We start from the raw sequence: 23,700 nt of genomic DNA, 5'->3' as shown, positions 1-23,700 counted from the left end.
CTCAGCTTGCGGGGTCAGGGGTTTCGGCGCCGGGCGACGTCGCCGGCGGCCAGGTAGGCCAGGCCGAAGGCGGGCAGCAGGCCGTTGCCGGGCAGGTAGCCCGCGGCGCCGTGGCCGGAGATGCTCGCCGCGGCGCCACCGGCGGCGTACAGCCCGGGTATCGGGCGGTCCTGGGGGTCGACGACGTTGGCGTGCTCGTCGACCAGCAGGCCGCCCTGGGTGTGGAACAGCGCGGGCACCACACGGACCGCGGCGTACCGCCCCGACAGCGGACGTTCCCAGTTCGTGCGGCCGTGGCCGTCTTCACGCTCACCGCGGGCGATGGCGGCCGCAGTGGCGAGTTCTTCGGTCAGTGAGTCCGGCAGGCCCGTTGCTTTCGCGAGCCTGGGAGCGTCGTCCGCCCAGACCAGCGCACCGGCGGAGACCACGTCCCGGAAGTCCTGGAACGGCTGGCACTGCTCGAAGATCGTCTCGTCGAGCACGATCCAGCCGGTCGAGCCGGGACGTGCGGCCAGCTCGGCGGCGTACTCGGAGTAGCCGCGGATCTCGTTGCCGAAGCGGCGGCCTTCGAGGTCGACGAGGATCCCGCCGTGGATGATCGTCGCCCAGCCGACGAGCGTGCCCGCACTGGCCGACACCGCGCCGTGGCCCTGGTAGGCGTCGAGGAACCCGGTCGCGGCGCCGAGCTTCTCGCCGATGCGCAGCGCGTCGCCGAGCGACTGGTCGCTGCCCTGGTAGAGCGACCCCGCGATCTCCGGCAGGTGGCGTTTGACGAGGTCCGCGTCGGCCCCGAAGCCGTTGGTGGCCAGCAGGACCGCCCGGGTCGGGATCTCCTCCTCGGTGCCGTCCGGGTACCGGACGACGGCGGCACGAACACCATCCACATCGGACAGGACGTCGACCAGTTTTGCCGGGGCGAGCAGCTCGATGTTCTCGTGCTCGGTTACGCGACGGGCGAGGTGGTCGATGACGCCGGAGCCGTGGCGACCCGCGATCGAGTGGCAGCGCGGGACGGAGTGCCCGGGGTAGTTGAAGTCCGTGACCAGCTCGAGGGGCAGCCCGGCCGAGTCCGCGAGCCACTCGACGAGCGGGGCGCTCACGTCGGCGAGGGTCCGGGCCAGCCGAGGGTCGGCCTGCCCGTGCGTCTTGGCCATGATGTCGGCGACGAACTTCTCGGGCGAGTCGTCGACGCCTTCCTCGGTCTGCCAGCGGGAGCCGGCGCCGGGGAACATCGCCGTGGACATCGAGGTGTTGTTGCCCCGCCGGAAGTGCGCACTCGCCTCGACGACCAGCACGGTCAAGCCGAGTTCGGCGGCGCGCAGGGCACCGGCGAGCCCGCCGCCCGCACCGGCGACGACGAGGTCGGGTCCGTCGGTCACCGCTGCTCCTCGACGGCCAGCAGCCGCATCGCGAGTTCGGTGGGATCGACGATCCGTGCCGGGAGGTCCGCGGGTTCGACGTCGACGGCCGAGCAGCCGTTGATCACCGCCGTCGCGCCCAGTCCGGCCAGCTCGCGGACGGCCGTGCCGAGAGCCGCGTTCCACGTCTCGGTCTCGGCGATCGCGGAGAACGGCAGGTCCAGCACGCGGATCCCGGCGAGGTACTCGGTCAGCCGGTAGGCGGCGATGCGTTTCGCGAACTCCTCGGCGATGGCTTCGTTGCGCACGACGGCGCCGAACCGGACGCCCTTCGCCGCGAGGTAGGTGGCCGAGAGCTTGAGCAGGCCGTGCACCGGCAGCGCAGGTTCGGCGACGGCGTCGGGGACGGCCGGGTCCAGCACACAGTCCGGGAAGGCCAGGTCCCAGCCGTCCCCGGCTGCTTTGAGCGCGGCGGCGACGGCGTTCTCCGAGACGCGCATGGACTCGTCGGTGTCCAGGGTCTTCGGGGCTGACGGGCCGACGTCCCGCAGCTCGATCTCGAGCCCCGGTGGGGCGAGCCGGTCGTAGCGTTCTTGCCGCCGCCGGATCTCCTCGGGCGGCAGGTGGATGGGCGTCACCGCGAGGGCACGCATCAGTTCGGCTCCTTTTCTGCAGTTCCGGCCAGCTCGCGCAGCGCCGCGCCGACGCGGGGCAGGCCCGGCAGGTCGCGGCCCAGGGCGGCCGCACGGTTCACGACCGGCCCGGGCAGCCACTTCCCGAGCATGGCGACCACATCGGACTCGGTCAGGGGGTGGTGGTCGGCGTCGCCGATCGGGTTGGGGACTTCGCAGGTCAGCGAGGTGCCGTCGGCGAACGCGACCGTCACGCGGGCCGCGCGCTCGTCCGGCAGGCGTGCGGTCAGGTCGGCGGCTTCGACGACCCGCACCCGGCTCGCCAGGGATCGCACGCCGGCGTCGCACAGCGGGCTCGCGGGCCCGATCTCGCCCGTCAGCGCCGCCGTTGCCACCACGAACGGCGTCGAGAACATCGCCGAGAGCCGGTTCGACCAGTCCACATCGGACAACCCGGCGCCCAGGACGTGGGTCTCCACCAGGATGTGCGTGATGCCCTCGGCCCGGAACGCCGGCCGTGAGCGCAGTTCGAGCACCGCGTCCGCCGCCGGGTGGGTGAAGGAGCACGACGCGTGCCGCTTGAAGTAACCGCGCGTGATGTCCCAGCGGGTGCCCAGGTCCGCGGTCAGCTCGCCCGCGTCGAACTCGCCGAGCAGCGTGCCGAGGGACAGGGCAGCCGTGCCCGTGGTGCGGGCCATCCCGGCCGCCGCCATCCGGGCCGCCGCGAGCCCGGACGTCGCCGAGGCGCCCAGCCAGGCGTTGCGCACCGGGTTGCCTTGGGTCGCCGAGTCGAAGTGCCCGGCGATGCCCATTCCGGCCGCGGTGTCGATGGCGGCCGCGGCCGCGCCCGGCGGGAGGCCGAGCAGGCGCGCGCACCCGGCCGCCGCGCCGGGCACGCCCCAGCTGCCGTGCGGGTGCGCGCCCGCGCGCAGGGTGGTCGCGCGGCCGAACCGCGCGGCCACCTCGTACGCGGCCAGCAGCGCCGCCGCCGTGTCCGCGCCCGTGCTGTCCAGCTCGGCCGCCAGCGCCAGCACCGCGGGGAACCCGTGGGCGGCGGGGTGGCCCTTCGCGTACTTGTGGCCCTCGTCCAGCTCCAGCGAAACGAGCGCTACGGCATTGAGCCAGGCCGCTGCGTCGGTCGTGACCAGCCGCCCGCCGCCGATCAGCGGCGCCGGACCCGCGGGCGCTCGCCAGGCGTCACGCAGCGCCCGGTGCTCAGGCAGCGAAGCACCCAATGCGGTGACGCCGACGACGTCCAGAAGCACCAGGGCGAGCCGGTCCAGCACCGCGGCCGGGACACCCGTGACGTCCAGTTCGGACACCCACGCGCCCAGCGAAGCGGTGGCGGAAGCGGCTTGTTCGCGTTTCACAGTCCCAGGTACGCCTTCCTGACGCGGTTGTCGCCGGCGAGCTCGGCGCCGGTGCCTTCCAGCACGGTCGACCCGCTTTCCAGCACGTACGCCCGATCCGCGATGGCCAAGGCCTGCTTCGCGTTCTGCTCGACCAGCAGCACCGCCACCCCGCTGTCCCGGATCCGCCGCACCGCCTCCAGCACGGTCCAGGTCAGTTTCGGCGAAAGCCCGGTCGACGGCTCGTCGAGCATCAGCAGCCGCGGGCCGGCCATCAGCGCCCGGCCGATCGCGAGCATCTGCTGCTGACCGCCGCTGAACGTCTGCGCGACCTGCGTCCGGCGCTCGGCGAGCACCGGGAACAGCTCGTAGACCTCTTTCAACGACTTCGCGGCCTGCGCGGGCGTGCGGGTCCACGCGCCCATCCGCAGGTTCTCCTCGACGGTGAGCGTGCCGAACAGCGCCCGGTCCTCGGGCACGTGCACCAGGCCGTCGCGCACCAGCTCGTCCGGGCGGCGGCCGGCGGTCGGCGTGCCGTCGAGCGTGATAGTGCCCGACAGCGGCTTGAGCTGACCGCAGATGCTGCGCAGCGTCGTGGTCTTGCCGGCGCCGTTCGCGCCGACCAGCGCGACGATCTCCCCGGCGTCGAGGCGCAGGTCGACGTCGTGCAGGATCCGCATCCGGCCGTACCCGGCGCACACCTTCTCAAGCGTCAGCATGGGTCGGCTCCTCACCGAGGTAGGCGTCGATGACCCGCGGGTCGCTGGTGACCGCTTCGGGTGACCCGACGGCCAGCACGCGGCCCTGGTCGAGCACGAGCACGCGGTCGGCCAGCCGCATCACCGCGGCCATGATGTGCTCGATGAACACCAGCGTGACGCCCTCCTGCTCGCGCAGGCCGGCGAGCAGGTCGAGCACCGGCTCGCGTTCGGCGGGAACGAGCCCGGCCAGCACCTCGTCGAGCAGCAGCACCTTCGGCCGGGTGGCCAGCGCCCGGGCCAGTTCGAGGCGCTTGAGTCCGGCGGTCGGCAGGTCGGTCGCGTTGCGGTGGGCCCACGGCCCGAGCCCCACCCGTTCGACGACGTCGAGCGCGTGCTCCCGCAGGGCTTTCGCGCTCAGGCGGTGGTGCTGCGCGGCGAGGCTGACGTTCTGCGCCACCGTCATGCTCGCGAACGGCCGCATCAGCTGGAACGTGCGGACCATGCCGGCCCGCGCGATCCGATCGGGTGCGCGGCCGGTGACGTCGTCGCCGGCCAGCCGCACCCGGCCAGTGTCCGGGGACAGCGCGCCGGAGATGACGTTGAACAGCGTGGTCTTGCCCGCGCCATTGGGCCCGATGACGCCGAGGATCTCGCCTTCGGCGACGTCGAGGTCCACATCGGACAGTGCGTGCACGCCGCGGAATGCCTTGCCGACACCGGTGACTTCCACGATGCTCATCGACGCCACCTCGCAGCGATGGTTCCGACGATCCCCTTGGGCAACAACCGCACGATGAGGATCACCAGCACCGCGTACAACACGACGTCCAGTCCGCTGCGGCCCTGCAGGAAGCCCAGGAACTCCGGCGGGGTGCGCAGCAGCGTCGCCGTGACGTCGGTGAGCGAGCCGATGATGATCGCGCCGACCACCGGGCCCCAGACCGTGCCGATGCCGCCGATGACGACGGGCACGATCGCCTGGATCGAGATGGCCGAGCCGAACCCGAGATCGGGGTTCACGAACAGGTAGTACTGCGTGTAGAACGCACCCGCCACGGCGGTGATCGCCGCCGACAGCGCGACCGTCATCAGCTTGTGCCGCAGCACCGGGGCGCCCAGCGACGCCGCCGCCAGTTCGTCGTCGCGGATCGCCGTGACGTACCGGCCGGCGCGGGAGTGCAGGAACACGATGCTGATCGCGACCGCCGCCCCGGCCAGGACCAGGGCCACCCAGAAGTACGCGGGCGAGTCGGCCGGGAACTGGATCAGCCACAGCGACGAGTCCTGGATCAGCGGCACGCTGAACCCGACGGCCTTGTTGGCGAACGTACTGCTCGTGACGATCAGCCTCAGCATCTCCGCGAACGCGAACGTCGCCAGCGCGAAGTAGGCGCCCTGAAGCTTGTAGCGGAAGGAGAAGTAGCCGATGACCACGGCGACCGCGGCGGCCACCGCCATCCCGGCCAGCATCCCGATCCACGGCGACACGTTGTGCTTCACCAGCAGGTACGCGCTGGTGTAGGCGCCGAGGCCGAAGTACGCGGCATGGCCGAAGCTGAACATCCCGCCGAAGCCGCTCATGATGTTCCAGCCGACGGCCATCAGCAGGAAGATCAGGATCCGCACGGCGACGGCACCCTGCGCGGCGGGCAGGATCAGCGGCAGCGGGATCGCGACGATCACGAGGATCGCGAGGATGGCCAGCTGCTTGTTCTGCGGCCGCAGCGGCGGTGCCTTGACGGCGCCTTCGGAACCGGTCGGCGCCGCGATGGTGATGGTGCTCATGCGCGCCTCCCGAACAGGCCCTGCGGGCGGAGGAACAGCACCAGCACGAACACCACGAACACGCCGAGCAGGGAGCTCTGGCCGCCCAGGTAGATCGTGGTGAGCTGCTCGACCAGCCCGATCAGCAGGCCGCCGACGAGCGCGCCGACGACGTTGCCCATCCCGCCCAGCACCACGACCACGAACGCCGTGATGTTGAACTGCTCCCCCAGCGTCGGGGTCACCGTGACGAGCGGGCCGGCGAGCACCGCCGCGGCACCCGCGCACGCCGTGCCGATGGCGAAGGTCAGCGTGTGCATCCGGCGGACGTTGATGCCGACCAGTGCCGCGCCCGGCGCGTTCGCCGCGACCGCGCGGATCGCCGTGCCCAGCCGGGTTCGCCGCAGCAGCCAGAACAACAGCCCGCCCAGCACGATGGCGCCGAGGAACGCGTACAGCCGCGAACCCGCGACCACCGCGCCCAGCAGCGGGAACTGGAAGTCGCCCGGCAGTGCGATGGTCTTGGGCTCGGCGCCGAAGAACATCAGCAGGCCGTTCTCCAGCAGCAATGACAGGCCGAGCGTGATCAGCAGCTGGTTCTCCAGCGATCGCCCGCCCGCTCCGGACAGCAGCCCGCGGTGCACGGCCGCGCCGAGGAGGAACAGCGCCGGCACCGCGACGACGAGCGTCAGGTACGGGTGCAAGCCGGTCGCCTGGACCATGCCGAAGGAAAGGAACATCGCCACCGCGAGGAACGCGCCGTGGGCGAAGTTCACGATGTCGAGCACGCCGAAGATCAGCGTCAGGCCCATCGCGATCAGGCCGTAGAGCCCGCCGGTCAGGATGCCGGTGACCACCGACTGCCAGACCACCAGCCCGCTGCCGGACTGCACCAGCGCTAGCACGATCGCGACGACGAGGACGGCGGCCACGATGCCGGCGCGGCCGAGGAACCCCTTGTCCGCCTTGGCTTTCCGGTCGGGTGGTGCGGTTTCGGGGACGACGGGCGCCCCGGTGTCGAGTTCGGTCATGGTCGCCACGCCACCCTGTAGTCGGGCCGGGATTCGGCTTTTTCGGGGGGATACACCTGCTGGACCCGCCCGTCCCGGACCTGCATCAGCACCGGGAAGGCGTTGCGGTTGTCGCCGTTCGGCGCGAACTGGATCGGCCCGCGGCCGACGGTCAGCGGCGCGACCTGGGCGGCGGCGATCGCGTCCCGCACCTTCTCCGGGTCGGTGCTCGCGGCCTGCTCGACGCCGTGCGCGATCACCTGGACCGCGTCGTAGGACAGGACCGCGCCGGTGCGCATCGGGTCGCCGTACTGCTTCTGGTACTTCTCGCGCAGTGCGACGGTCTCGGGGTTGGTCGCGTCGTAGTGGTAGTTGGCGCTGAAGTAGAGGTTGCCGAGCGCGCCGGCGTCGGCGACGAACTTCGGCTGGTCGTACGCGCCGTTTGAGACGCCCCAGACCGCGCTGAGGTCCGGCTTCACCGAGGCGATCGCCTTGGCCGCCAGCAGGCTGTCGCGGTAGTAACCGGCGACGGCCAGCACGTCCGCGCCGGAGGCCTTGACCTGCGTGACCTGGGCGGTCAGGTCGCTGACCGTGGTGGCGTCGTAGCTGATGTTCGGGCCGATCCCGATGCCGAGCTGCTTCGCGGCCGCGTTGAAGGCGTCGGCCGCGCCGCTGCCGAAGTCGCTCTGCTCGTGCAGGAACGCGACCTTGCGGACCGGCTTGCCCGCCTGGTCCGAAACCGCTTTCAGGTACTGGGCGGCGGCCGTGGCGATCGCCTTGCTGCCGGGCTGGACGCGGAAGGAGTACTTGTAGCCGTGCGAGAAGATCGCGTCGGACGCGGTCACGTCCATCACGAACGGGACCCGGTTGCGCTCGGCCACCACGGCGACGTTGGTGCTCACCGCGCTCTGGTAGGTGCCGACCAGGCTCACCGCGCCGGCCGAGATCAGCCGTTGGGCCTCGCTCTGCCCGATGTCGGCCTTGCCCTGGGTGTCGCCGGTGACCAGCTCGACCTTGCGGCCGCCGAGCGACTTGATGCCGCCGGCGGCGTTGATCGCGTCGACCGCCAACTGCGCGCCGCGGCGCATCTGCAGGCCGTCGACCGCGTTCGACCCGCTGACCGGGTGCAGTGCCCCGATCTTCACCGGGCCCTCGTCCCGCCCCGCGGCGGCGCCCCCGGCGCCCATCGGCGCCGATCCCCCGCACCCGGTCACGAGCAGGGCCACGGCCCCGAGTCCCGCGACGAGCATTCGTGCGGACATGTCACCTCTTCCCACTGGAAGGGCTGTCGTTCCGCCTAGCGAAACGCCAGATTCGTTGCCGGTTATCGTGACACCCGCCCCGACTTCAGGTCAACATCTGCGCATAACTTGACGGACCCGTGCGATCAGTGCGAACTTGGGAAACACGGAGAGACGTCGCTACGAAACACGGACGTCATCAGCGTTCCCCCCGGCGAAACGGTGCTCCGGCCCGGACCGCCGGACGAGAAAGGCAGGTAAGCCCCATGACGGGCGCTTTGTCCGGGATCCGGGTGCTCGACACCGCCACCCTGTTCGCCGGCCCTCTGGCCGCGACACTGCTGGGCGACTTCGGCGCCGAGGTGATCAAGATCGAGCACCCGAACGGCGACCCGGTCCGCAGCCACGGTGCGCAGCGCGACGGCGTCGGCCTCTGGTGGAAGATGCTCGGCCGCGGCAAGAAGGCGATCACCCTCTACCTCGGCTCCCCCGAAGGCCAGGAGATCTTCAAGAAGCTGGTGGCCGACGCCGACGTCGTCGTCGAGAACTTCCGCCCCGGCACCCTCGAACGCTGGGGGCTCGGCTACGACGAGCTGCGCGAGATCAACCCCGGCCTGGTGCTCACGCGCGTGACCGGCTTCGGGCAGATCGGCCCGTACGCCAAGCGGCCCGGCTTCGGCACGCTCGCCGAGGCGATGAGCGGGTTCGCCGCGATCACCGGCGAACCGGACGGCCCGCCGACGCTGCCGCCGTTCGGCCTCGCCGACGGCATCGCCGCGCTGACCACCGCCTACGCCGTGATGACCGCGCTGCGAGCGCGGGACCAGACCGGCCGCGGCCAGGTCGTCGACCTCGCCATCATCGAGCCGATCCTGACGCTGCTCGGGCCGCAGATCATCGCCTACGACCAGCTCGGCACGCTGCAGCCGCGCACCGGCAACCGCTCCACGAACAACGCGCCGCGCAACACCTACCGCACCCGCGACGGCAGCTGGGTGGCCATCTCCACCAGCGCCCAGTCCATCGCCGAACGCGTGATGCGGCTGGTCGGGCGCCCCGAGCTGATCGACGAGCCGTGGTTCGCCAGCGGCGCCGAGCGCGCGCAGCACGCCGACCTGCTCGACGACGCCGTCGGCTCGTGGATCGCCGACCGCGACCGCGACGACGTCGTGAAGGCGTTCGAGGAGGCCCAGGCCGCGGTCGCGCCGATCTACACCGCCGCCGACGTCATGACCGACCCGCAGTTCGCCGCGCTGAACAGCATCACGACGGTCGACGACGACGAGCTCGGGCTGGTGAAGATGCAAAACGTGCTGTTCCGGCTGTCCGAAACCCCCGGGCGGATCACCTCGGCCGGGGCGCCGGTCGGCGCGCACACCGCCGAAGTGCTCGGCCGCTACGGCCTGGGCGAGCCGGAACTGGTCGCCCTGCGCGAAAAAGGCGTGATCAGGTGAGCGAGGTCCTGCGCAGCTGGCTCTACGTGCCCGGCGACCGGCCGGACCGGATCGCGAAGGCGCTGTCCGGCCCGGCCGACGCCGTGATCATCGACCTCGAGGACGCGGTCGCCGCGGCGGCGAAGGACGAGGCCAGGCAGAACACACTGTCCGCTTTGGACAACGGTGCGCCGGCCTTCGTCCGGATCAACGCGCCGGGCACCGACGCCGGCGATGCCGACATCAAGGCATTGCGCGGGGCCGCGGGCGTCCGGGTCCCGAAGTGCGAGGACCCGGGTGAGCTGCGGCGGGTCGCCGACGCGCTCGGCGTGCCGGTGTACCCGGTGCTGGAATCGGCGCTGGGCGTGGAAAACGCCCTCGCGATCGCCACCGCGCACCCGCTCGTCGCCGGGATCTCCCTCGGCGAGGCCGACCTCGCCGCGGACCTGCGCGTGACCGGCGGGGACGCGCTGACCTGGCCGCGCTCCCGGGTCGTCGTCGCCGCGCGGGCGGCCGGGCTGCCGAGCCCGGTGCAGAGCGTCTGGACCGCCGTGCGCGACCTCGACGGCCTGCGCACGAGCACCGAAGCCGGGCGGGCGGCCGGGTTCTTCGGCCGGTCGGTGATCCACCCCGCCCAGATCCCCGTGGTGCACGAGGCGTGCGCCCCCGATCCGGCCGAGACCGCCTGGGCGAGCGACCTGCTCGACCGCCTCGAAGCGACCGGGTCGGCGGCCTGGATCGACCACCACGGACAGTTCGTCGACGCCGCGATCGTGGCGCGCGCCCGCTGGGTGCTCGCGCTCGCGGGAGAAAGGGAAGGCCAGCACTCATGACACGTCCCCAGGATCCGCTGCTGTCGGCGATCGCCGGCGGGGTCCGGCTGATCGAGCTCGGGCAGCCGTTCTTCACCGGCATGCCCTGCTCGCCGAACCACCCCGGGTTCCGGATGACCCTGATCCGCCGCCACGGCGACATGCGCCGCCCGGACGGCGGGTCGGCCGCCAACGAGATCATCGTGACCGGCGGGCACGTCGGCACCCACATCGACGCGCTCTCGCACGTCAGCCACAACGGCAAGCTGCACGGCGACGTCGATGCCGCCGAGGCCCAGCAGGGCGGTGTGTTCCGCACGCACGGCGCCGAGAACCTGCCCGGACTGCTGCGGCGCGCGGTGCTCCTGGACGTGGCCGCGGTGCACGACGTCCCGACGCTGGAGCCGGGCTACGGCGTCACGGCCGACGACCTGGACGCGGCGGCGAAGCTGGCCGGCACCGAGCCCGGCGAAGGCGACGTCGCACTGATCCGCACCGGCTGGGCGCGCAACTTCGACGACGGCGTGAAGTACATGGGCAAGGAGACCGGCGTCCCCGGGGCGACGACGTCGGCGGCGGAGTGGCTGGCGGCGCGAGAGGTCGTCGCCACCGGTGCCGACACGACGGCCTACGAGCAGATCCCCGCCGGGGCCGGGCACGCCGTGCTGCCGGTGCACCGGATCCTGCTCGTCGAGTCGGGCATCTTCATCCTGGAGCACCTGAACCTCGAAGCCGTCGCGGCCGAAGGTGTGCACGAGTTCGCGTTCGTGCTGGCGCCGCTGCGGATCGTCGGCGGCACCGGCTCCCCCGTGCGTCCCCTCGCGGCGGTGAGCGCATGACCGCCACGATCGTGCAGCAGCTGGCCGCGTTCGCCACCTCGGTGCGCGCGAAGGGACTGCCGCCGGAACTGCGGGACGACGCCGCCCGGCGCGTCCTGGACGTGCTCGGCAACAGCCTGGCCGCGACCGCCGAACGGCCCGCCGCGGCCGTCGGGGCACTGGTCCGGGAGTGGGGCGGCACCGGCCGCGCGACGGCGATCGGCACCGGCGACCGGCTGCCCGAGCCGAGCGCGGCCCTGCTCAACGGCACCCTCGCGCATTCGCTCGACTTCGACGACACGCACCTGCCGTCGGTGCTGCACCCGTCGGCGTCGGTGGTGCCCGCCGCGCTGGCCGTCGCGGAGTCCCGCGGCGCGACCGGGGCCCAGCTCCTGGATGCGATCGGCGTCGGCGTCGAGATCACCGTGCGGCTCGGGATGGCCGGCTACGACGAGGAACTCGGCAACTCGGTGTTCTTCGAACGCGGCCTGCACGCGACGGCGATCTGCGGCGCCCTCGGCGCGGCGGCGGCCGCGGCCATGCTGTCCGATGTGGACTCCGAAGGCGTCGCCGACGCGATCGGCATCGCGGCCAGCATGGGCTCGGGGCTGCTGGAGGCCAACCGCACGGGCGGCACGGTGAAGCGGATCCACTGCGGCTGGGCGGCCCACGCGGCGGTGACGGCGGCGGGCATGGCGCGGCACGGCATCACCGGCCCGCCCACGGTCCTGGAGGGCCGGTTCGGGCTGCTGCAGGCGTTCTGCGGCGACCAGTCCGATGTGGACGCGATCGTCGACGGCCTCGGCGAGCGCTGGGAGCTGCCGGGGATCTTCTTCAAGCCGTACCCCTGCAACCACTTCACCCACGCCGGCATCGACGCGGCCCGGCGGCTGCGTGCCCGAGGGGTCGACCCGGCGGAGATCTCCGAGCTGGAGCTGGGCGCGCCGACGTCGGTGCTGCGCACGATCGCGGAGCCGCGCGAGGACAAGATCCACCCGAAGTCGGGTTACCACGCGGCGTTCTCCGGCCCCTACACGGTCGCGGCCGGCCTGCTGGGCGGCGGCGGGCTCGGCGTCTTCCACGACGACTTCACCGACGAAGCCGCCGCGGACCCTGCCCGCCTGGCGCTGGCGGCGAAGGTGCGCTGTGTCCCGGACGCCCGCTGCGACGAGATCTTCCCCCACCAGTTCCCGGCGGTCCTGCGCGCGCGGCTGAAGGACGGCCGCGAGCTGGAGGAACGCGTCGACGTCAACCGGGGCGGGCCGGAAAACCCGCTCTCGGCGGACGAGCTGGCGACGAAGTTCCGCCTGAACGCGGCCCGCGTCCTCCCGGCCGAGGTCAGCGCGCGGATCACGGAGCTGACCTACGGCCTGGCCGAGCTGGGTGATCTCGCGGAGCTGACCGACCTGCTGCGCGTGTGACGGATAGGGTTTCGCGGTGCGCCGGCCTCCGGACCGGCGCACCGCAGGCCCACCAGGTGGTCGCGCAGCCTCGTCGCCGAATCCTCACCGGCGGTGGACCAGCTCGCGCCTCGCTCGGAGCTGAGCAGCCTGCTGCGCGCGTGACCGTCGGGTTTCGCGAGTACGCCGGTCTCCGGGCCGACCCACGTGGGCAAGCCCGGCCGTGAGCCGCGATCGGCAACAAAACGCGCGCCGACGCGGCCTCATCCTCGCGCCTCTCCGAGCCGACCGGCCTGCCGCGCGTGTGACGAGACCGGGGGCCTCGCGAGGGTGACCGCCGCCACGAACGGGAACCACTGCGCCCCCACGTCCGTTTACGCTACCTACGGCACCGTAAGTTACGGTCGCGTAGGTACGGAAGGACGTCCCCATGCCGGTTCCGGAAAGCACGCGCCTGTTGTACGAGCTGGAAGGGACGGTCGAAGACAACCTCAACCGGCACCTCGCCGCCGCGCAGGAGTGGATGCCGCACGAGTACGTCCCGTGGAGCCAGGGGCGGGACTTCGCCGAGCTCGGCGGGGAGGCGTGGGATCCCGAGCAGTCGCGGGTCACCCCGATCGCGCGGACGGCGCTGGAGGTCAACCTCCTCACCGAGGACAACCTGCCCAGCTACCACCGCGAGATCGAGCGCGCGTTCGGCCGCGACGGGGCGTGGGGCACCTGGGTGCACCGCTGGACGGCCGAGGAGGGCCGGCACGGCATCTGCATCCGCGACTACCTGCTGGTCACCCGCGCCGTCGACCCCGTCGAGCTGGAGCGCATGCGGATGGAGACCATGCAGGCCGGCTACGAAACCGGCGACAAGCCGCTGCTCCACGTCTGCGCGTACGTCTCGTTCCAGGAGCTGGCGACCCGGATCTCGCACCGCAACACCGGCCGCTACACCCAGGACCCGCTGGCCGAGCGGCTGCTGGCCCGCGTCTCCACGGACGAGAACCTGCACATGGTGTTCTACCGGAACCTGGTCAAGGCCTCGCTGGAGATCTCCCCCGACGCCATGATGCGCGCGATCACCGACGAGGTCGTGTCGTTCGCGATGCCGGGCGCGGTGATCCCGAGCTTCGCCCGGAAGGCGGCCCTGATCGCCAAGGCGGGCATCTACGACCTGCGCATCCACCACGACGACGTCGTCCTGCCGCTGCTGCGCTACTGGAAGATCTTCGACCTGACCGGTCTCGGCCCCGAGGGCGAAGCCGCGCGTGACGAGCTGGCGGCGTTCCTCAAGACCCTCGACGCCCAGGCGGCCCGCTTCGAAGAGCGCCGTGACGCCGCGGCCGCGCGCCGGGACAAGCTCAAGAACGGCTGACGGGCGGCTCTCCGAAAGCCTTGAGCAGCAAGCGGTGCAGGGTCTCCTGCTCGCTGGGGCTCAGCTCGGAGAGCAGTTCGCCGGTGACCGCGGCCGAGACTTCCTCGACCTTCGCGACCGCGGCCCGGCCGGCCTCGGTCAGGGTGAGGACGTGGCGGCGCCGGTCCTCGGTGTCGCGTTCCCGGAGCACCCAGCCGGCGGCCTCGTGGCGGTCGAGCACCTTCACCAGGTCGCTGCGGTCCAGGCCGAGCCGGTCGGCGACGCGCTGCTGGGCCAGCGGGCCGAACTCGCCGACGCAGACCAGGACGTAGTAGTCGCGCAGGGCCAGGCCGGTCCCGGCCAGCGCCTTGTCGATCCGGCCGACCCCGCTGCGGTGCAGGTTCCCCATCACGTAGGTGGGCCAGCGCAGCAACGCCCGGGGTCGGTCGGTCATGTCACGACCCTACTCCGAAAAAGCGGGTTGGCACAATTGTAGGAGATCCCTACAGTAGGTCTCATGAACGAACACAAGGTTGCCCTCGTGACCGGCGCGAGCCGTCCACAGGGCCTCGGTTTCGCCGTCGCACGGGAGCTCGCCACCCGCGGTCACCACACCGTCCTCGCCGGCCGGGACCTCGACCGGACGCGCACGCTCGCCGGGCAGCTCGTCGCCGAAGGACTCTCCGCGGAAGCGGTGCGGCTCGACATCACGGACCCGGCCGACGTCACGGCCTGCGCCGAGCACGTCCGGTCGACCGCCGGCCGGCTCGACGTGCTGGTCAACAACGCCGCCTCGATGCCCGACTTCACCGCGACGTCGCTGTTCGACGCCGACCTGTCCGAAGCCCGCACTTCGTACACGGTCGTCGTCCTCGGCGCCTGGGCCCTCGTCCAGGCCTGCCTGCCGCTGCTGCGCGCCGCCCCCGCGGCCCGGATCGTCAACGTCTCCAGCGGCGCCGCCACGCAGATCGCCGCGGGAGCCGGGCTCACCCAGGGCGTCCGGTCGCCCGGCTACGCGCTGGCCAAGTACGCCCTCAACGCGCTCACCGCTTCGCTGGCCGCCGAACTGCGCGACACGGGCATCCTCGTCAACGCCGTCGACCCCGGTTCGGTCGCCACCCACCCCGAGCGCGGCGACGACGCCGACGACCGCTCGCCCGCGGAGGCCGCCCTCGGCGTCGTCTGGGCGGCGACCCTGCCCGCCGACGGACCGACCGGCGGTTTGTTCCTGGACGGCCGGCCCGTGGGGTGACCGTGACGTCCGCATCGTCGGCCGGAGAGGAACCCTCGTGGATCAGACCACGCTTCCGGACGACCCGATCGGCCCGCCGGTGCCGGGCACGCGGGTGGCGGGCCTACCGATTCGGGCGCCGTGGTCCTAGCGTGGAGCGTGCCGGGATGGCACTGCTGCTCGCCTTGAGGAGAGACGATGCTGGGCACGCTCGACCTCGAGGTGGTGCCACAGCCGCTCTACACGTTGGTCACCGTGACCGGCGGCCTGCACCTCGGCAGCTACCGGCGCCTGCGCGACGGGCTCCTGGAGGTCGCGGCGGACGAGCCGGAAGCCGTGATCGCCGGCATCGACGGCCTCGATCTCGACGCCGTCGCGCCGGTCGGGGTGTTCGGGCTGGTCGCCCGGCGGCTCGGGACCTGGCCGGGGATCCCGTTCGCGCTGGCCGGCACCGCGAGCCGGACCCGGGCGCTGCGGGAGCAGGGGATCCACCGCCAGGTCGCGATCGGCGAAGACGTCGGCAGTGCCGAGCGCGCGCTGTGCAAACCTTCGCGGCAGCAGACCGAACTGGTCCTCCCGCGCGGTCTCGAAGCGTCGGCGATGGCGCGGGCCGCGGTGCGGGAAGCGTGCGCGCGGTGGGAGGTCCCGCAGTTCGTCTACGACGGCATCCTCGTCGCCGGCGAGCTCGCGGCCAACGCGGCCCAGCACACCACTTCCGAGGCGACGCTGCGGCTGGACCTGCGGCGCGGGCGGCTGACGATCGCGGTCCTGGACGACGATCCCCACCCGGCAGTCCTGCACCCCCGGCCCCGGCCGGGCGCAGCCGGGCTGGGCCTGCACATCGTGGCGCGCTCGGCGGACGCGTGGGGCTGCAGTTCCCGGTGGTCCGGCGGCAAGGTCGTGTGGGCGGTCCTCACCAGCGAGCGCCCCGCCGGCGACCCGGGTTAGCGCGTTTCCGGCGATCCCCCGAACCTGCCGACAAGCTCGCGAGCCGAGGTAGCGCGTTTCCGGCGAACCCCTGAACCTCCCGGCAAGCTCGCGAGCCGGGCCAGCGCGTTTCCGGCGATCCCCCGAACCTCCCGGCAAGCAGGGCATCGCGGATCCCACGAGCCGGGCCAGCGCGTTTCCGCGGATCCCGCGAGCCGGGCTAGCAGGGCTCCGGGTCCATCTCGATCGGCTCGGCGCGCAGCGCGCAGGCGGCGAGCGTCCCCGTGCCGCAATCCACGCGCGCCCACACCGTCTTGCCGGTGTCCCCGGTGCGCACACCCCACTCCCCGGCGAGGTCGCCGACCAGCACCAAGCCCCGGCCGCGGGCGGTGAGCGGGTGCGGGAAACCCGCCACCGGCGGGGCTTCGCCGTCGTCGTGGACCTCCAGCAGGGCCGAGCACGGCCGGAACGTGGCGGACACCGTGACCGTCACCGGGCCCGCGCCGTGTTCGTACGCGTTCGTGGCCAGCTCGGTGACCACCAGCTGCACCGCCCAGAGGTGATCGGCCTCGAGCCGCGGCAGTGCCTGGGCGATCCATCGCCGGAGTTCGCTGAGCGGCGGGAGCGTGTCCCGCCCCAGCGTGAACACGAGTCCCGGGGGCGTCATGGGACCAGTGTGCTCCGGCCGTCAGCCCGGGTTCGCCCGCAGCGCCTCGGCCAGCGTGGGGTACAGGAAAACGCGGTCGTCGCACCAGAACGTCAGCAGCACGACCGACACCGGGTGAGGCGGGGTGACGAGGCACAGCCGCCGCCGCACGGCGTGGGCGCGCAGCGCCGCCCGGCCCAGCGTCCGCAGGCCCGCCGCGCCGAGGAACGTCACCCGGGACAGGTCCACCACGGTGACCGCGGCCAGGTCGTGCCACGCCGCGCGCTGCAGCAGCCGGACGGAGAGAGCATCGATCTCCCCGGCGACGCTGATGACCAGCAGCCCCGGGCGCAGCTCTTCCCGCGCGACCGAAAGGATCTTCGCCGCCGCCTGCCACGTGCTCTTCGAGGACACGGCGCCGTCCTCCCGTCCCGAGCCGGCCCGCCGCACGGGCGCGCGCGACGGAGCCGGCCCGACTCCCCCAAAGTGAAGCAGGCCGGACGCCGCCCCCGACAGCGCCGGTCACCCATGCCACGGGGTGTGCCGCGTTGCAAACCGGGCGAGCCCCGAGCCGGCTTCATCCCGATGCGGGCGTGACGTCCGCGTCGCTCCGGTGGCGGAACAGCGCCCGGTAGTCCCGGGGTGACGTGCCGAGGTGGCGGTGGAACGCCGCCCGCACGGTCGCGGCGCTGCCCAGTCCCGTATGCCGGCCGAGGTGCTCCACCGGGATGTCGGTGGTCTCCAGCAGCTCCCGTGCCCGGTCCAGGCGCGCGCTGGTGAGCCAGGCGATCGGGGATGTCCCGGTCTCCTCGCGGAACCGCCGCAGGAACGTGCGGCGCGACAGGTGGACGCGCGCGGCGAGCGTGTCGACGTCGAGCTGCCGCGCGAGGTCGCCGAGCATCCACTCGCGCAGCGCGCCGAGCTCCTCGCCCGATGCTTCCGGGCGGAGCCGCTCGATGTACTGCGCCTGGCCGCCCGCGCGCCGGGGCGGGGCGACCAGCTCACGGGCCCGGGTGTTCGCCGCGGCGGCGCCTTCGTCGGTGCGGATCAGGTGCAGGCACAGGTCGATCCCCGCGGTCACGCCGGCCGAGGTCAGGATGTCGCCGTCGTCGACGTAGAGCCGGTTGGGCAGCACGCGCACGCGCGGATGCCGCGCACGCAGGTCGGCGGCGCGCTGCCAGTGCGTGGTCGCTGGCCGCCCGTCGAGCAGGCCGGCGGCGGCGAGCGCGAACGCGCCCGTGCAGATCGAAACCATCCTCGCGCCGCCGGCATGGGCGGCCCGCAAGGCCGCGACGACCTCGGCGGACGGCGGCGCGCCGACGTCGTCGTAGCCCGGGACGATCACGGTGCCGGCGCCGTCGAGGGCCTCGAGCCCGGCGTCCGGGGTGATCGTCAGGCCACCGCCCGCCACCGGCACCGGGCGCCGGTCCGCGCACACCGTCAGCTCGTAGTGCGGGTCCGAGCCGAAGACCTGCACCGGGATCCCGACGTCCAGGGCGAGCACGCCCGGGAGAGCCAGCACCGTGACGCTCTTCATGGCACGATCCTAGCGATGAGCGGCCCTCGGGCCACTGTCGCTCGCGGTGTCCGGCTCCTAACGTCGGCACCGTGACCGACTTCCTCGCCCTGCCGGCCGGACCGCTCGCCGACACGATCCTCGCCACGGTGCGAGGCTCGGAAAGCCCTTCGGTGGCCAACCACAGCATCCGCAGCTTCCTGTTCGCCCGGCTGCTCGCCGAGCACGAAGGCTGCCTGGACGACCCGGCCTACGACGCCGGGCTGCTCTTCGCCGCCACCGTCCTGCACGACCTCGGCGTCGGCACGCTGGCGCCGGGCCGGGCGCGCTTCGAGGTCGAGGGCGCCGACCTCGCCGCCGAACTCCTGACGGGCCAAGGCGTCGCGGCGCCCGACGTCGACCGGGTCTGGGAGGCGATCGCACTGCACACTTCGCCGGGCATCGCCGAACGCCGCGGCCTGCTGACCTACTTGACCCGCGAAGGCGTGGGCATCGACTTCGGCCGCAACGCCCACGTCGTCGCCGGCCGGCACGAGCGGATCCACGAGGAGCATCCCCGCCTGTCCATGGTCGAGTCCCTCGTCGACGCCATCGTCGAGCACGCGACCCGCGCGGAAGGGGCGGCGGCGCCGCGTTATTCGATCGCGGGCGAGCTCGTGCGCGAGCGCCGGGAGGCCGGGGTCACCGAACTGGAACGTGCCACCGCCGGCTCGCCCTGGGCGAGCTGACTCCGGACGTTCTCCCGCGTCTCGTCGTCCATCGGGTGGAAGCACTCGATGCGCAGTTCCTGGAGCGTCACGTCCTGGGGTGTGCCCAGCGTCGTCACCGTCGAGAAGAAGCCGAACCGCAGGCCGTCGCGGGTGTAGCGGATCGGGACGATCGGCAGCGACGGCCGGGTCGCATCCAGGGTTCGCAGGGTCGCCGGCACCCCGGGGTAGTGCAGCACCTCGTCCAGGATCCGCTGGGCGCGCTCGTCGGTCACGCCGCCGAGCGCTTCCCGGCGCACGCGGGCGACCAGGGCCTCGGCCACCTCCGGCCAGTTCGTCACGTGCGGCCGGACGCCGTCCGGGTGGAACATCCGGCGGAGCACGTTCGGCGGCCCGGGCGGTTCCGTGTCGTGTCCACTGTGGAGGAACGCGAAGAAGCGGCGGGCGGCGCCGTTGGCGTGCCGGATGTCCCAGCTCCGGTCCATCACCAGTGCCGGGTACGGTTCCTGCTGCCCGAGGATGGCTTCGAGCGCGTCACGCACGGCCGCCAGCGCCGGAGCGTCCAATGCGGACTCCTCGTACTCGGGTGAGAACCCCGCGCTCAGCAACAGCGTGTTGCGGTCCCGCAGGGGCACGTCGAGCACGCCGGCGAGCTTCAGCACCATCGCCCGGCTGGGTTTCGCGCGCCCGGTCTCGAGAAAGCTGAGGTGCCGCAGGGAGACGGCCGCCTCGGCGGCGAGCGCCACCTGGCTCAGCCGCCGGGCGGCGCGCCAGTGCTTCAGCAGCGGACCGACGTCAGGCAACGGCAGTCCACGCGTGCGGCTCGACCGCCGGCTCGAGCGGCGGCCGGGCGACGTTCGCGGCGTAGTTCGTCATCGCCGAGATGGCCACGCCGGTGATCACCTCGAGGAGCCGGCTCTCGTCGAACCCGGCCGCGGTGAAGGCCTTGACGTCCGGCTCGTCGAGGTGACCGCGCTTCTCGATGAAGGCGGTCGTCAGGCCGGACAGCGCCGCCATCCGCGGATCGCCGGGCAGCTCTCCCCGCCGGATCGCCTCGACGGCCTCGGGCGTGACCCCGTCGGCCAGCGCCTCCAGGGTGTGGAAGGCCACCGCCCACTCGCTCCCGTTCGCGACGGCGTTGGAGAGCAGCAGGACCTGCCGCTCGGCCGGGGTGAACGTGCCGCCGCCGCGGAAGTGGCCGAAGGCGGAGAAGAACGAGTTGAGCAGGGCCGGCGAACCGGCCATGACGGCCGCGGCGCCGGGCACGAACCCGAACGTCTCCCGCAGGACGGTGAGCGGCGCCTTCGCCTCGGCCGGCGCGGTGTCCACGGTGTGCATCGGATAACTGGTCATGGCGAAAGCTTGGCCGAGCCGGGGCACGGAAACAATTCCCTCGGAGGTAAGCGTCCTCAGCGCAGCTGCCGCCACGCTTCGCGGCGCCGCCGCTGGGCCTCCGGGTCCGCCACCGGCGCCGCCGACAGCAGCCGCTGCGTGTACGGGTGCGCCGGCGCGGTCAGCACCTCCTTCGTCGGCCCCTGCTCGACGACGTGCCCGCGGTGCATCACCGCCACCCGGTCGGCCAGCTGCTCGATCACCGCCAGGTCGTGGCTGATGAACAGGCACGCGAACCCGAACTCGCGCCGCAGGTCGCGGAGCAGGTCGAGCACCCTCGCCTGGATGGTGACGTCGAGCGCGCTCGTCGGCTCGTCGGCCACCAGCAGGTCCGGGCGCAGCGACAGGGCCCGCGCGATGCAGGCGCGCTGGCGCTGGCCACCCGACAGCTCGTGGGGGTAGCGGTTCGCCAGCGACGGCGAGAGCTGGACCGCCGACAGCAGCTCCGCCACCCGTCCGTCCACTTCGGACGAGCGGACGGCCTTGTGCAGCCGCAGCGGGGTCGCGACGCTCTCCCCCACCGTCGTCCGCGGGTTGAGCGAGGACAGCGGGTCCTGGAACACCACGCCGATCCGGCGCCGCAACGCCTTCGCCGCCCGGCCGCGCACCCGGGTGATGTCGGCGTCTCCGATGTGGACGGATCCCGCCGTCGGCGCGAGCAGCCCCGTGACGGCGCGGGCGACGGTGCTCTTGCCCGACCCGGACTCCCCGACGAGCCCGAGCACCTCGCCCGCGTCGACGTGCAGGTTCACTCCTTCGGCGGCGCGGACGGCGATCGCGCGGAACCGGCCGCGGTAGGTCACCGCCAGGTCCGTCACGCGCAGCAGTGGCGCGTCGGCAGGGACGTCCGAGACCGACGCCGTGGCGGGGTGCTCGGCGGCCGCCACGTGGCCCGGGCCCACCTCGATGTCCGCGGACAGCGCGCGTTCGAGGCCCGTGTTCGCCGTGCCGGACAGCGAGACGACCGAGCCGAGCAGCTGCCGCGTGTAGTCCTCGGCCGGCGCCGAAAAGATCGAGGCGGCCGGCCCCTGCTCGACGACGAGGCCGTCGTGCATCACCACCACCCGGTCGGCCAGGTCGGCGACCACGCCCATGTCGTGCGTGATGAGCAGGATCGCCGTGCCCAGCCGCGAGCGCAGGTCCCGCAGCAGCTCGAGGATCTCCGCCTGGACCGTGACGTCCAGCGCGGTGGTCGGCTCGTCGGCGATCAGCAGCTTCGGCTCGTTCGCCACCGCCATCGCGATCACGACGCGCTGCAGCTGGCCGCCGGACAGCTCGTGCGGGTACGACCGGAACCGCTCGCGCGGCGACGGCAGCCCGACCAGGCCGAGCAGCTCGACCGCCCGTTCCCGGGCCGCGGCCGCGGTCAGCTCCCGGTGGGTCCGGATCGCCTCGACGAGTTGGTCGCCGACGGTGAACACCGGGTTCAGCGCGCTCATCGGCTCCTGGAACACCATGCCGACGTCGCCGCCGCGGACCGCGCGCAGCTCCGCCGGGGTCATGGCGTAGAGGTCCCGCCCGGCCAGCTCCGCGCGCCCGGACACCTTCGCCGTGGGCGGGAGCAGGCCGAGCAGGGACATCGCCGTGACCGTCTTGCCGGAGCCGGACTCCCCGACCACCGCGACGACTTCGCCCGCGTGGACCTCGTAGCCGACTCCGTTGACGACTCCGACGGCCTCGACGTCCCCGAACGAGACCGCGACGTCGTGCAGCCGCAGGAGCCCGGCTCCGGTCACTGGACGATCCCGAACTTGCGGTAGTCGACGTAGGCCGGGAAGCGGCCGATCTGGACGTCGCCCACGCTCGACCCGTGCAGGAACGAGTTGCGGGTGTAGATCAGCGGCACGACCGGCGAGTCGGCCAGGATCTTCTTGTCCAGCGCCGCCCACTTCTTGCCGGCCTCGGCCGGGTCGATGGTGGCCTGCGCCTCGGCGATCAGCTTGTCGACGTCGGGGTTGTTGTAGCGGGACTCGTTGTACCCGCCGTTGCCGATTTCGGTCGACTGGAACAGCGGCTGGATGTTCGCGTTGGCCGACGGGATGTCCGGCTGCCACGAGGTGAGCGTCAGGTCGTAGTCCGACAGGCCCTTGGTGTCCACTTCGGATGTGTAGGTGTCCTCGTCGAGCGGCTTGATGGTGACCTTGATGTTCGCCCGCGCCAGCGAAGCCTGGATCGCCGCGGCCTTCTCCGGGTAGCCGTTCTCGTTGTGGGTGGCCAGGACGAGCCCGTCGAGGCCGTTCGGGAAGCCCGCCTCGGCCAGCAGCTGCTTGGCCTTGGCCGGGTCACCGGACGGCGGCGCCGGGTAGAGGTCGTACTGCTCGCGGCCCTGGAGGCCCGGCGTGATCAGCGTCGTGGCGACGTCGCCGGCGAGCTGGGCGCTGCCCGCGCTCGCGACCTGGTAGGCGGCCTTGTCCACGGCGTACTGGAACGCCTGGCGCACCTTGGGGTTCGTCAGGTTGCCGCGCTGGGTGTTGAGCGAAAGGTAGGCCAGCGCGCCGGATTCCGACGTGACGAGCCGCGCCTTCGCCGACGCGTTGCCCTGGATCTGGGCCAGCTGGGCGGGCGAGGCGAACGACATGCCGAAGGCGTCGCGGTCCTTGCCGGTGTCGTCGATCAGCCGCTTGGAGATGACGCTGGTGTCCTGGCCGAGCTCGAAGTCGATGGTGTCCGCGTACGCCTTGCGCGTGGTGTCCTCGTCGCGGCTCCAGTTCGGGTTGCGGACCAGCTTGGCCGACTTGCCGCGCTCGTAGCTCTGCAGCTGGTAGGGCCCCGACGCGACCGGGTGGTCGTTGTAGTTCGCTTCGGCACCCTTGCCCTTGGGCACCGGCGAGAACGCCGGCGTGCTGGCGACCCAGTTCCAGTCACCGTAGGGACGCGCGAGGTGGAAGACGATCGTCTTCGCGTCCGGCGTCTGGATGGTGTCGAGCTCCTTGCCGCCGTCGAACGGGCCCTTGTACGCGAGCCCCGGCGAGAGCAGGTCCTTGTGGTAGGCCAGGCCGCCGGAGAACGCGGGCGCGAACGAGCGCTCCAGGCCCCACTTGACGTCCTCGCTCTTGATCGGCGTGCCGTCGGCGTACTTGAGGTTGTCCTTGAGGGTGAAGGTCCAGGTCTTGCCGCCGTCGCTCGGCCGGCCGGTGTCGGTGGCCAGGTCGGGCACGATCGTGGTGTCCTTGCCCGGCGCGACGTCCCACGACGTCAGGCGCCGGTGGATCAGCCCCAGCGTCGTGACGACGAGGTTGGAGCTCTTCGCCGGGTCCCAGGTGATCGACGGCGCGTCGTTGAGCAGGACGAGGTTCCCGCCCGGCTTGACGGTGCCGCCCTGGGAGGCCGGTGTGTCGTTGGCCCCGCACGCCGTCAGCAGCACGACGGCGGCGGTCACCCCCGCGACGAGCCAGTGTCCCCGTTTCATCTTTTCCCC

Annotated in this window: 24 protein-coding genes; 8 read left to right on the top strand and 16 right to left on the bottom strand. The window is 72.5% G+C overall.

Annotated features, from left to right (window positions below):
- Window positions 1-14: 14 nt before the first annotated feature.
- Genes QSK39_RS29690 through QSK39_RS29655 form a run of 8 tightly spaced genes read right to left on the bottom strand, consistent with a single transcriptional unit; the run spans window position 15 to window position 8,076 of the window.
- Window positions 15-1,379 (bottom strand): FAD-dependent oxidoreductase, encoded by a 1,365-nt coding sequence (locus QSK39_RS29690; RefSeq protein WP_285481136.1) that lies wholly within the window; start codon window positions 1,377-1,379, stop codon window positions 15-17.
- On the bottom strand, window positions 1,376-2,011 hold the full coding sequence (locus QSK39_RS29685; protein ID WP_285481135.1) for an aspartate/glutamate racemase family protein: 636 nt from the start codon (window positions 2,009-2,011) through the stop codon (window positions 1,376-1,378). The genes QSK39_RS29690 and QSK39_RS29685 overlap by 4 nt, the downstream gene beginning before the upstream one ends.
- A complete protein-coding gene (locus tag QSK39_RS29680) occupies window positions 2,011-3,360 on the bottom strand; it encodes an MmgE/PrpD family protein (protein ID WP_285481134.1) in 1,350 nt (449 codons plus the stop codon). The genes QSK39_RS29685 and QSK39_RS29680 overlap by 1 nt, the downstream gene beginning before the upstream one ends.
- Entirely contained in the window at window positions 3,357-4,058 is a 702-nt protein-coding gene (locus QSK39_RS29675; RefSeq protein WP_285481133.1) for an ABC transporter ATP-binding protein, read from the bottom strand. Before QSK39_RS29675 ends, QSK39_RS29680 begins: the two co-directional genes overlap by 4 nt.
- Window positions 4,045-4,779, bottom strand: a complete 735-nt coding sequence (locus QSK39_RS29670) for an ABC transporter ATP-binding protein (protein WP_285481132.1) — start codon at window positions 4,777-4,779, stop codon at window positions 4,045-4,047. Before QSK39_RS29670 ends, QSK39_RS29675 begins: the two co-directional genes overlap by 14 nt.
- Complete coding sequence (locus tag QSK39_RS29665; protein ID WP_285481131.1) at window positions 4,776-5,825, bottom strand: branched-chain amino acid ABC transporter permease; 1,050 nt, start codon at window positions 5,823-5,825, stop codon at window positions 4,776-4,778. Before QSK39_RS29665 ends, QSK39_RS29670 begins: the two co-directional genes overlap by 4 nt.
- Entirely contained in the window at window positions 5,822-6,835 is a 1,014-nt protein-coding gene (locus tag QSK39_RS29660) for a branched-chain amino acid ABC transporter permease (protein WP_285481130.1), read from the bottom strand. Before QSK39_RS29660 ends, QSK39_RS29665 begins: the two co-directional genes overlap by 4 nt.
- Window positions 6,832-8,076, bottom strand: coding sequence for an ABC transporter substrate-binding protein (locus QSK39_RS29655; RefSeq protein ID WP_285481129.1), 1,245 nt, complete (start codon window positions 8,074-8,076; stop codon window positions 6,832-6,834). Before QSK39_RS29655 ends, QSK39_RS29660 begins: the two co-directional genes overlap by 4 nt.
- 245 nt (window positions 8,077-8,321) lie before the next feature.
- On the opposite strand from QSK39_RS29655, the gene QSK39_RS29650 reads away from it, so the two are divergent.
- From QSK39_RS29650 to QSK39_RS29630, 5 genes are all read left to right on the top strand, one after another.
- Window positions 8,322-9,509 (top strand): CaiB/BaiF CoA transferase family protein, encoded by a 1,188-nt coding sequence (locus tag QSK39_RS29650; protein WP_285481128.1) that lies wholly within the window; start codon window positions 8,322-8,324, stop codon window positions 9,507-9,509.
- Complete coding sequence (locus QSK39_RS29645; protein WP_285481127.1) at window positions 9,506-10,321, top strand: HpcH/HpaI aldolase/citrate lyase family protein; 816 nt, start codon at window positions 9,506-9,508, stop codon at window positions 10,319-10,321. The genes QSK39_RS29650 and QSK39_RS29645 overlap by 4 nt, the downstream gene beginning before the upstream one ends.
- Window positions 10,318-11,139, top strand: a complete 822-nt coding sequence (locus tag QSK39_RS29640; RefSeq protein ID WP_285481126.1) for a cyclase family protein — start codon at window positions 10,318-10,320, stop codon at window positions 11,137-11,139. Before QSK39_RS29645 ends, QSK39_RS29640 begins: the two co-directional genes overlap by 4 nt.
- Window positions 11,136-12,539, top strand: a complete 1,404-nt coding sequence (locus QSK39_RS29635; protein WP_285481125.1) for an MmgE/PrpD family protein — start codon at window positions 11,136-11,138, stop codon at window positions 12,537-12,539. The genes QSK39_RS29640 and QSK39_RS29635 overlap by 4 nt, the downstream gene beginning before the upstream one ends.
- 409 nt (window positions 12,540-12,948) lie before the next feature.
- The gene (locus QSK39_RS29630) at window positions 12,949-13,884 is read left to right on the top strand and encodes an acyl-ACP desaturase (RefSeq protein WP_285481124.1); all 936 of its coding nucleotides are present in this window, start codon (window positions 12,949-12,951) and stop codon (window positions 13,882-13,884) included.
- Here the strand turns inward: QSK39_RS29630 and QSK39_RS29625 are convergent.
- Window positions 13,871-14,317, bottom strand: coding sequence for a MarR family winged helix-turn-helix transcriptional regulator (locus QSK39_RS29625; protein ID WP_285481123.1), 447 nt, complete (start codon window positions 14,315-14,317; stop codon window positions 13,871-13,873). The two genes, QSK39_RS29630 and QSK39_RS29625, sit on opposite strands and share 14 nt — an antisense overlap.
- A 63-nt stretch (window positions 14,318-14,380) precedes the next feature.
- Between QSK39_RS29625 and QSK39_RS29620 the strand changes: the two genes are divergently transcribed.
- The gene (locus tag QSK39_RS29620; protein ID WP_285481122.1) at window positions 14,381-15,115 is read left to right on the top strand and encodes an SDR family NAD(P)-dependent oxidoreductase; all 735 of its coding nucleotides are present in this window, start codon (window positions 14,381-14,383) and stop codon (window positions 15,113-15,115) included.
- A 177-nt stretch (window positions 15,116-15,292) separates the two neighbouring features.
- Window positions 15,293-16,042 carry an ATP-binding protein gene (locus tag QSK39_RS29615; RefSeq protein ID WP_285481121.1) on the top strand — a complete coding sequence of 250 codons (750 nt, stop codon included), beginning with the start codon at window positions 15,293-15,295 and terminating at the stop codon, window positions 16,040-16,042.
- A gap of 199 nt (window positions 16,043-16,241) precedes the next feature.
- Here QSK39_RS29615 and QSK39_RS29610 read toward each other — a convergent pair whose 3' ends face one another.
- The 3 genes from QSK39_RS29610 to QSK39_RS29600 all read right to left on the bottom strand — a co-directional run bounded on the left by QSK39_RS29610 (window position 16,242) and on the right by QSK39_RS29600 (window position 18,204).
- The gene (locus tag QSK39_RS29610) at window positions 16,242-16,688 is read right to left on the bottom strand and encodes an ATP-binding protein (protein WP_285481120.1); all 447 of its coding nucleotides are present in this window, start codon (window positions 16,686-16,688) and stop codon (window positions 16,242-16,244) included.
- 21 nt (window positions 16,689-16,709) lie between these two features.
- Entirely contained in the window at window positions 16,710-17,081 is a 372-nt protein-coding gene (locus QSK39_RS29605) for an STAS domain-containing protein (RefSeq protein ID WP_285481119.1), read from the bottom strand.
- Between the two features lie 163 nt (window positions 17,082-17,244).
- Window positions 17,245-18,204: a GlxA family transcriptional regulator gene (locus QSK39_RS29600; RefSeq protein WP_285481118.1), complete on the bottom strand. Its 960-nt coding sequence runs from the start codon at window positions 18,202-18,204 to the stop codon at window positions 17,245-17,247.
- 71 nt (window positions 18,205-18,275) lie between these two features.
- Here QSK39_RS29600 and QSK39_RS29595 point away from each other — a divergent pair, with 71 nt between their 5' ends.
- On the top strand, window positions 18,276-18,911 hold the full coding sequence (locus QSK39_RS29595) for an HD domain-containing protein (RefSeq protein WP_285481117.1): 636 nt from the start codon (window positions 18,276-18,278) through the stop codon (window positions 18,909-18,911).
- On the opposite strand, the gene QSK39_RS29590 is transcribed toward QSK39_RS29595, so the two are convergent.
- The 4 genes from QSK39_RS29590 to QSK39_RS29575 are packed head-to-tail and all read right to left on the bottom strand — an operon-like array spanning window position 18,818 to window position 23,691.
- Window positions 18,818-19,693: a helix-turn-helix domain-containing protein gene (locus QSK39_RS29590; RefSeq protein ID WP_285481116.1), complete on the bottom strand. Its 876-nt coding sequence runs from the start codon at window positions 19,691-19,693 to the stop codon at window positions 18,818-18,820. The genes QSK39_RS29595 and QSK39_RS29590 overlap by 94 nt on opposite strands.
- A complete protein-coding gene (locus QSK39_RS29585) occupies window positions 19,686-20,243 on the bottom strand; it encodes a carboxymuconolactone decarboxylase family protein (RefSeq protein WP_285481115.1) in 558 nt (185 codons plus the stop codon). Before QSK39_RS29585 ends, QSK39_RS29590 begins: the two co-directional genes overlap by 8 nt.
- Window positions 20,244-20,299: 56 nt before the next feature.
- The gene (locus QSK39_RS29580; RefSeq protein ID WP_285481114.1) at window positions 20,300-22,018 is read right to left on the bottom strand and encodes an ABC transporter ATP-binding protein; all 1,719 of its coding nucleotides are present in this window, start codon (window positions 22,016-22,018) and stop codon (window positions 20,300-20,302) included.
- The gene (locus tag QSK39_RS29575) at window positions 22,015-23,691 is read right to left on the bottom strand and encodes an ABC transporter substrate-binding protein (RefSeq protein WP_285481113.1); all 1,677 of its coding nucleotides are present in this window, start codon (window positions 23,689-23,691) and stop codon (window positions 22,015-22,017) included. Before QSK39_RS29575 ends, QSK39_RS29580 begins: the two co-directional genes overlap by 4 nt.
- Window positions 23,692-23,700: the final 9 nt, after the last annotated feature.

Origin of the sequence: Amycolatopsis sp. NBRC 101858 (genome assembly GCF_030269325.1) — a bacterium.
GTDB classification, from domain to species: Bacteria; Actinomycetota; Actinomycetes; order Mycobacteriales; family Pseudonocardiaceae; genus Amycolatopsis; species Amycolatopsis ponsaeliensis.
This window is presented reverse-complemented; position numbering and strand designations above follow the sequence as displayed.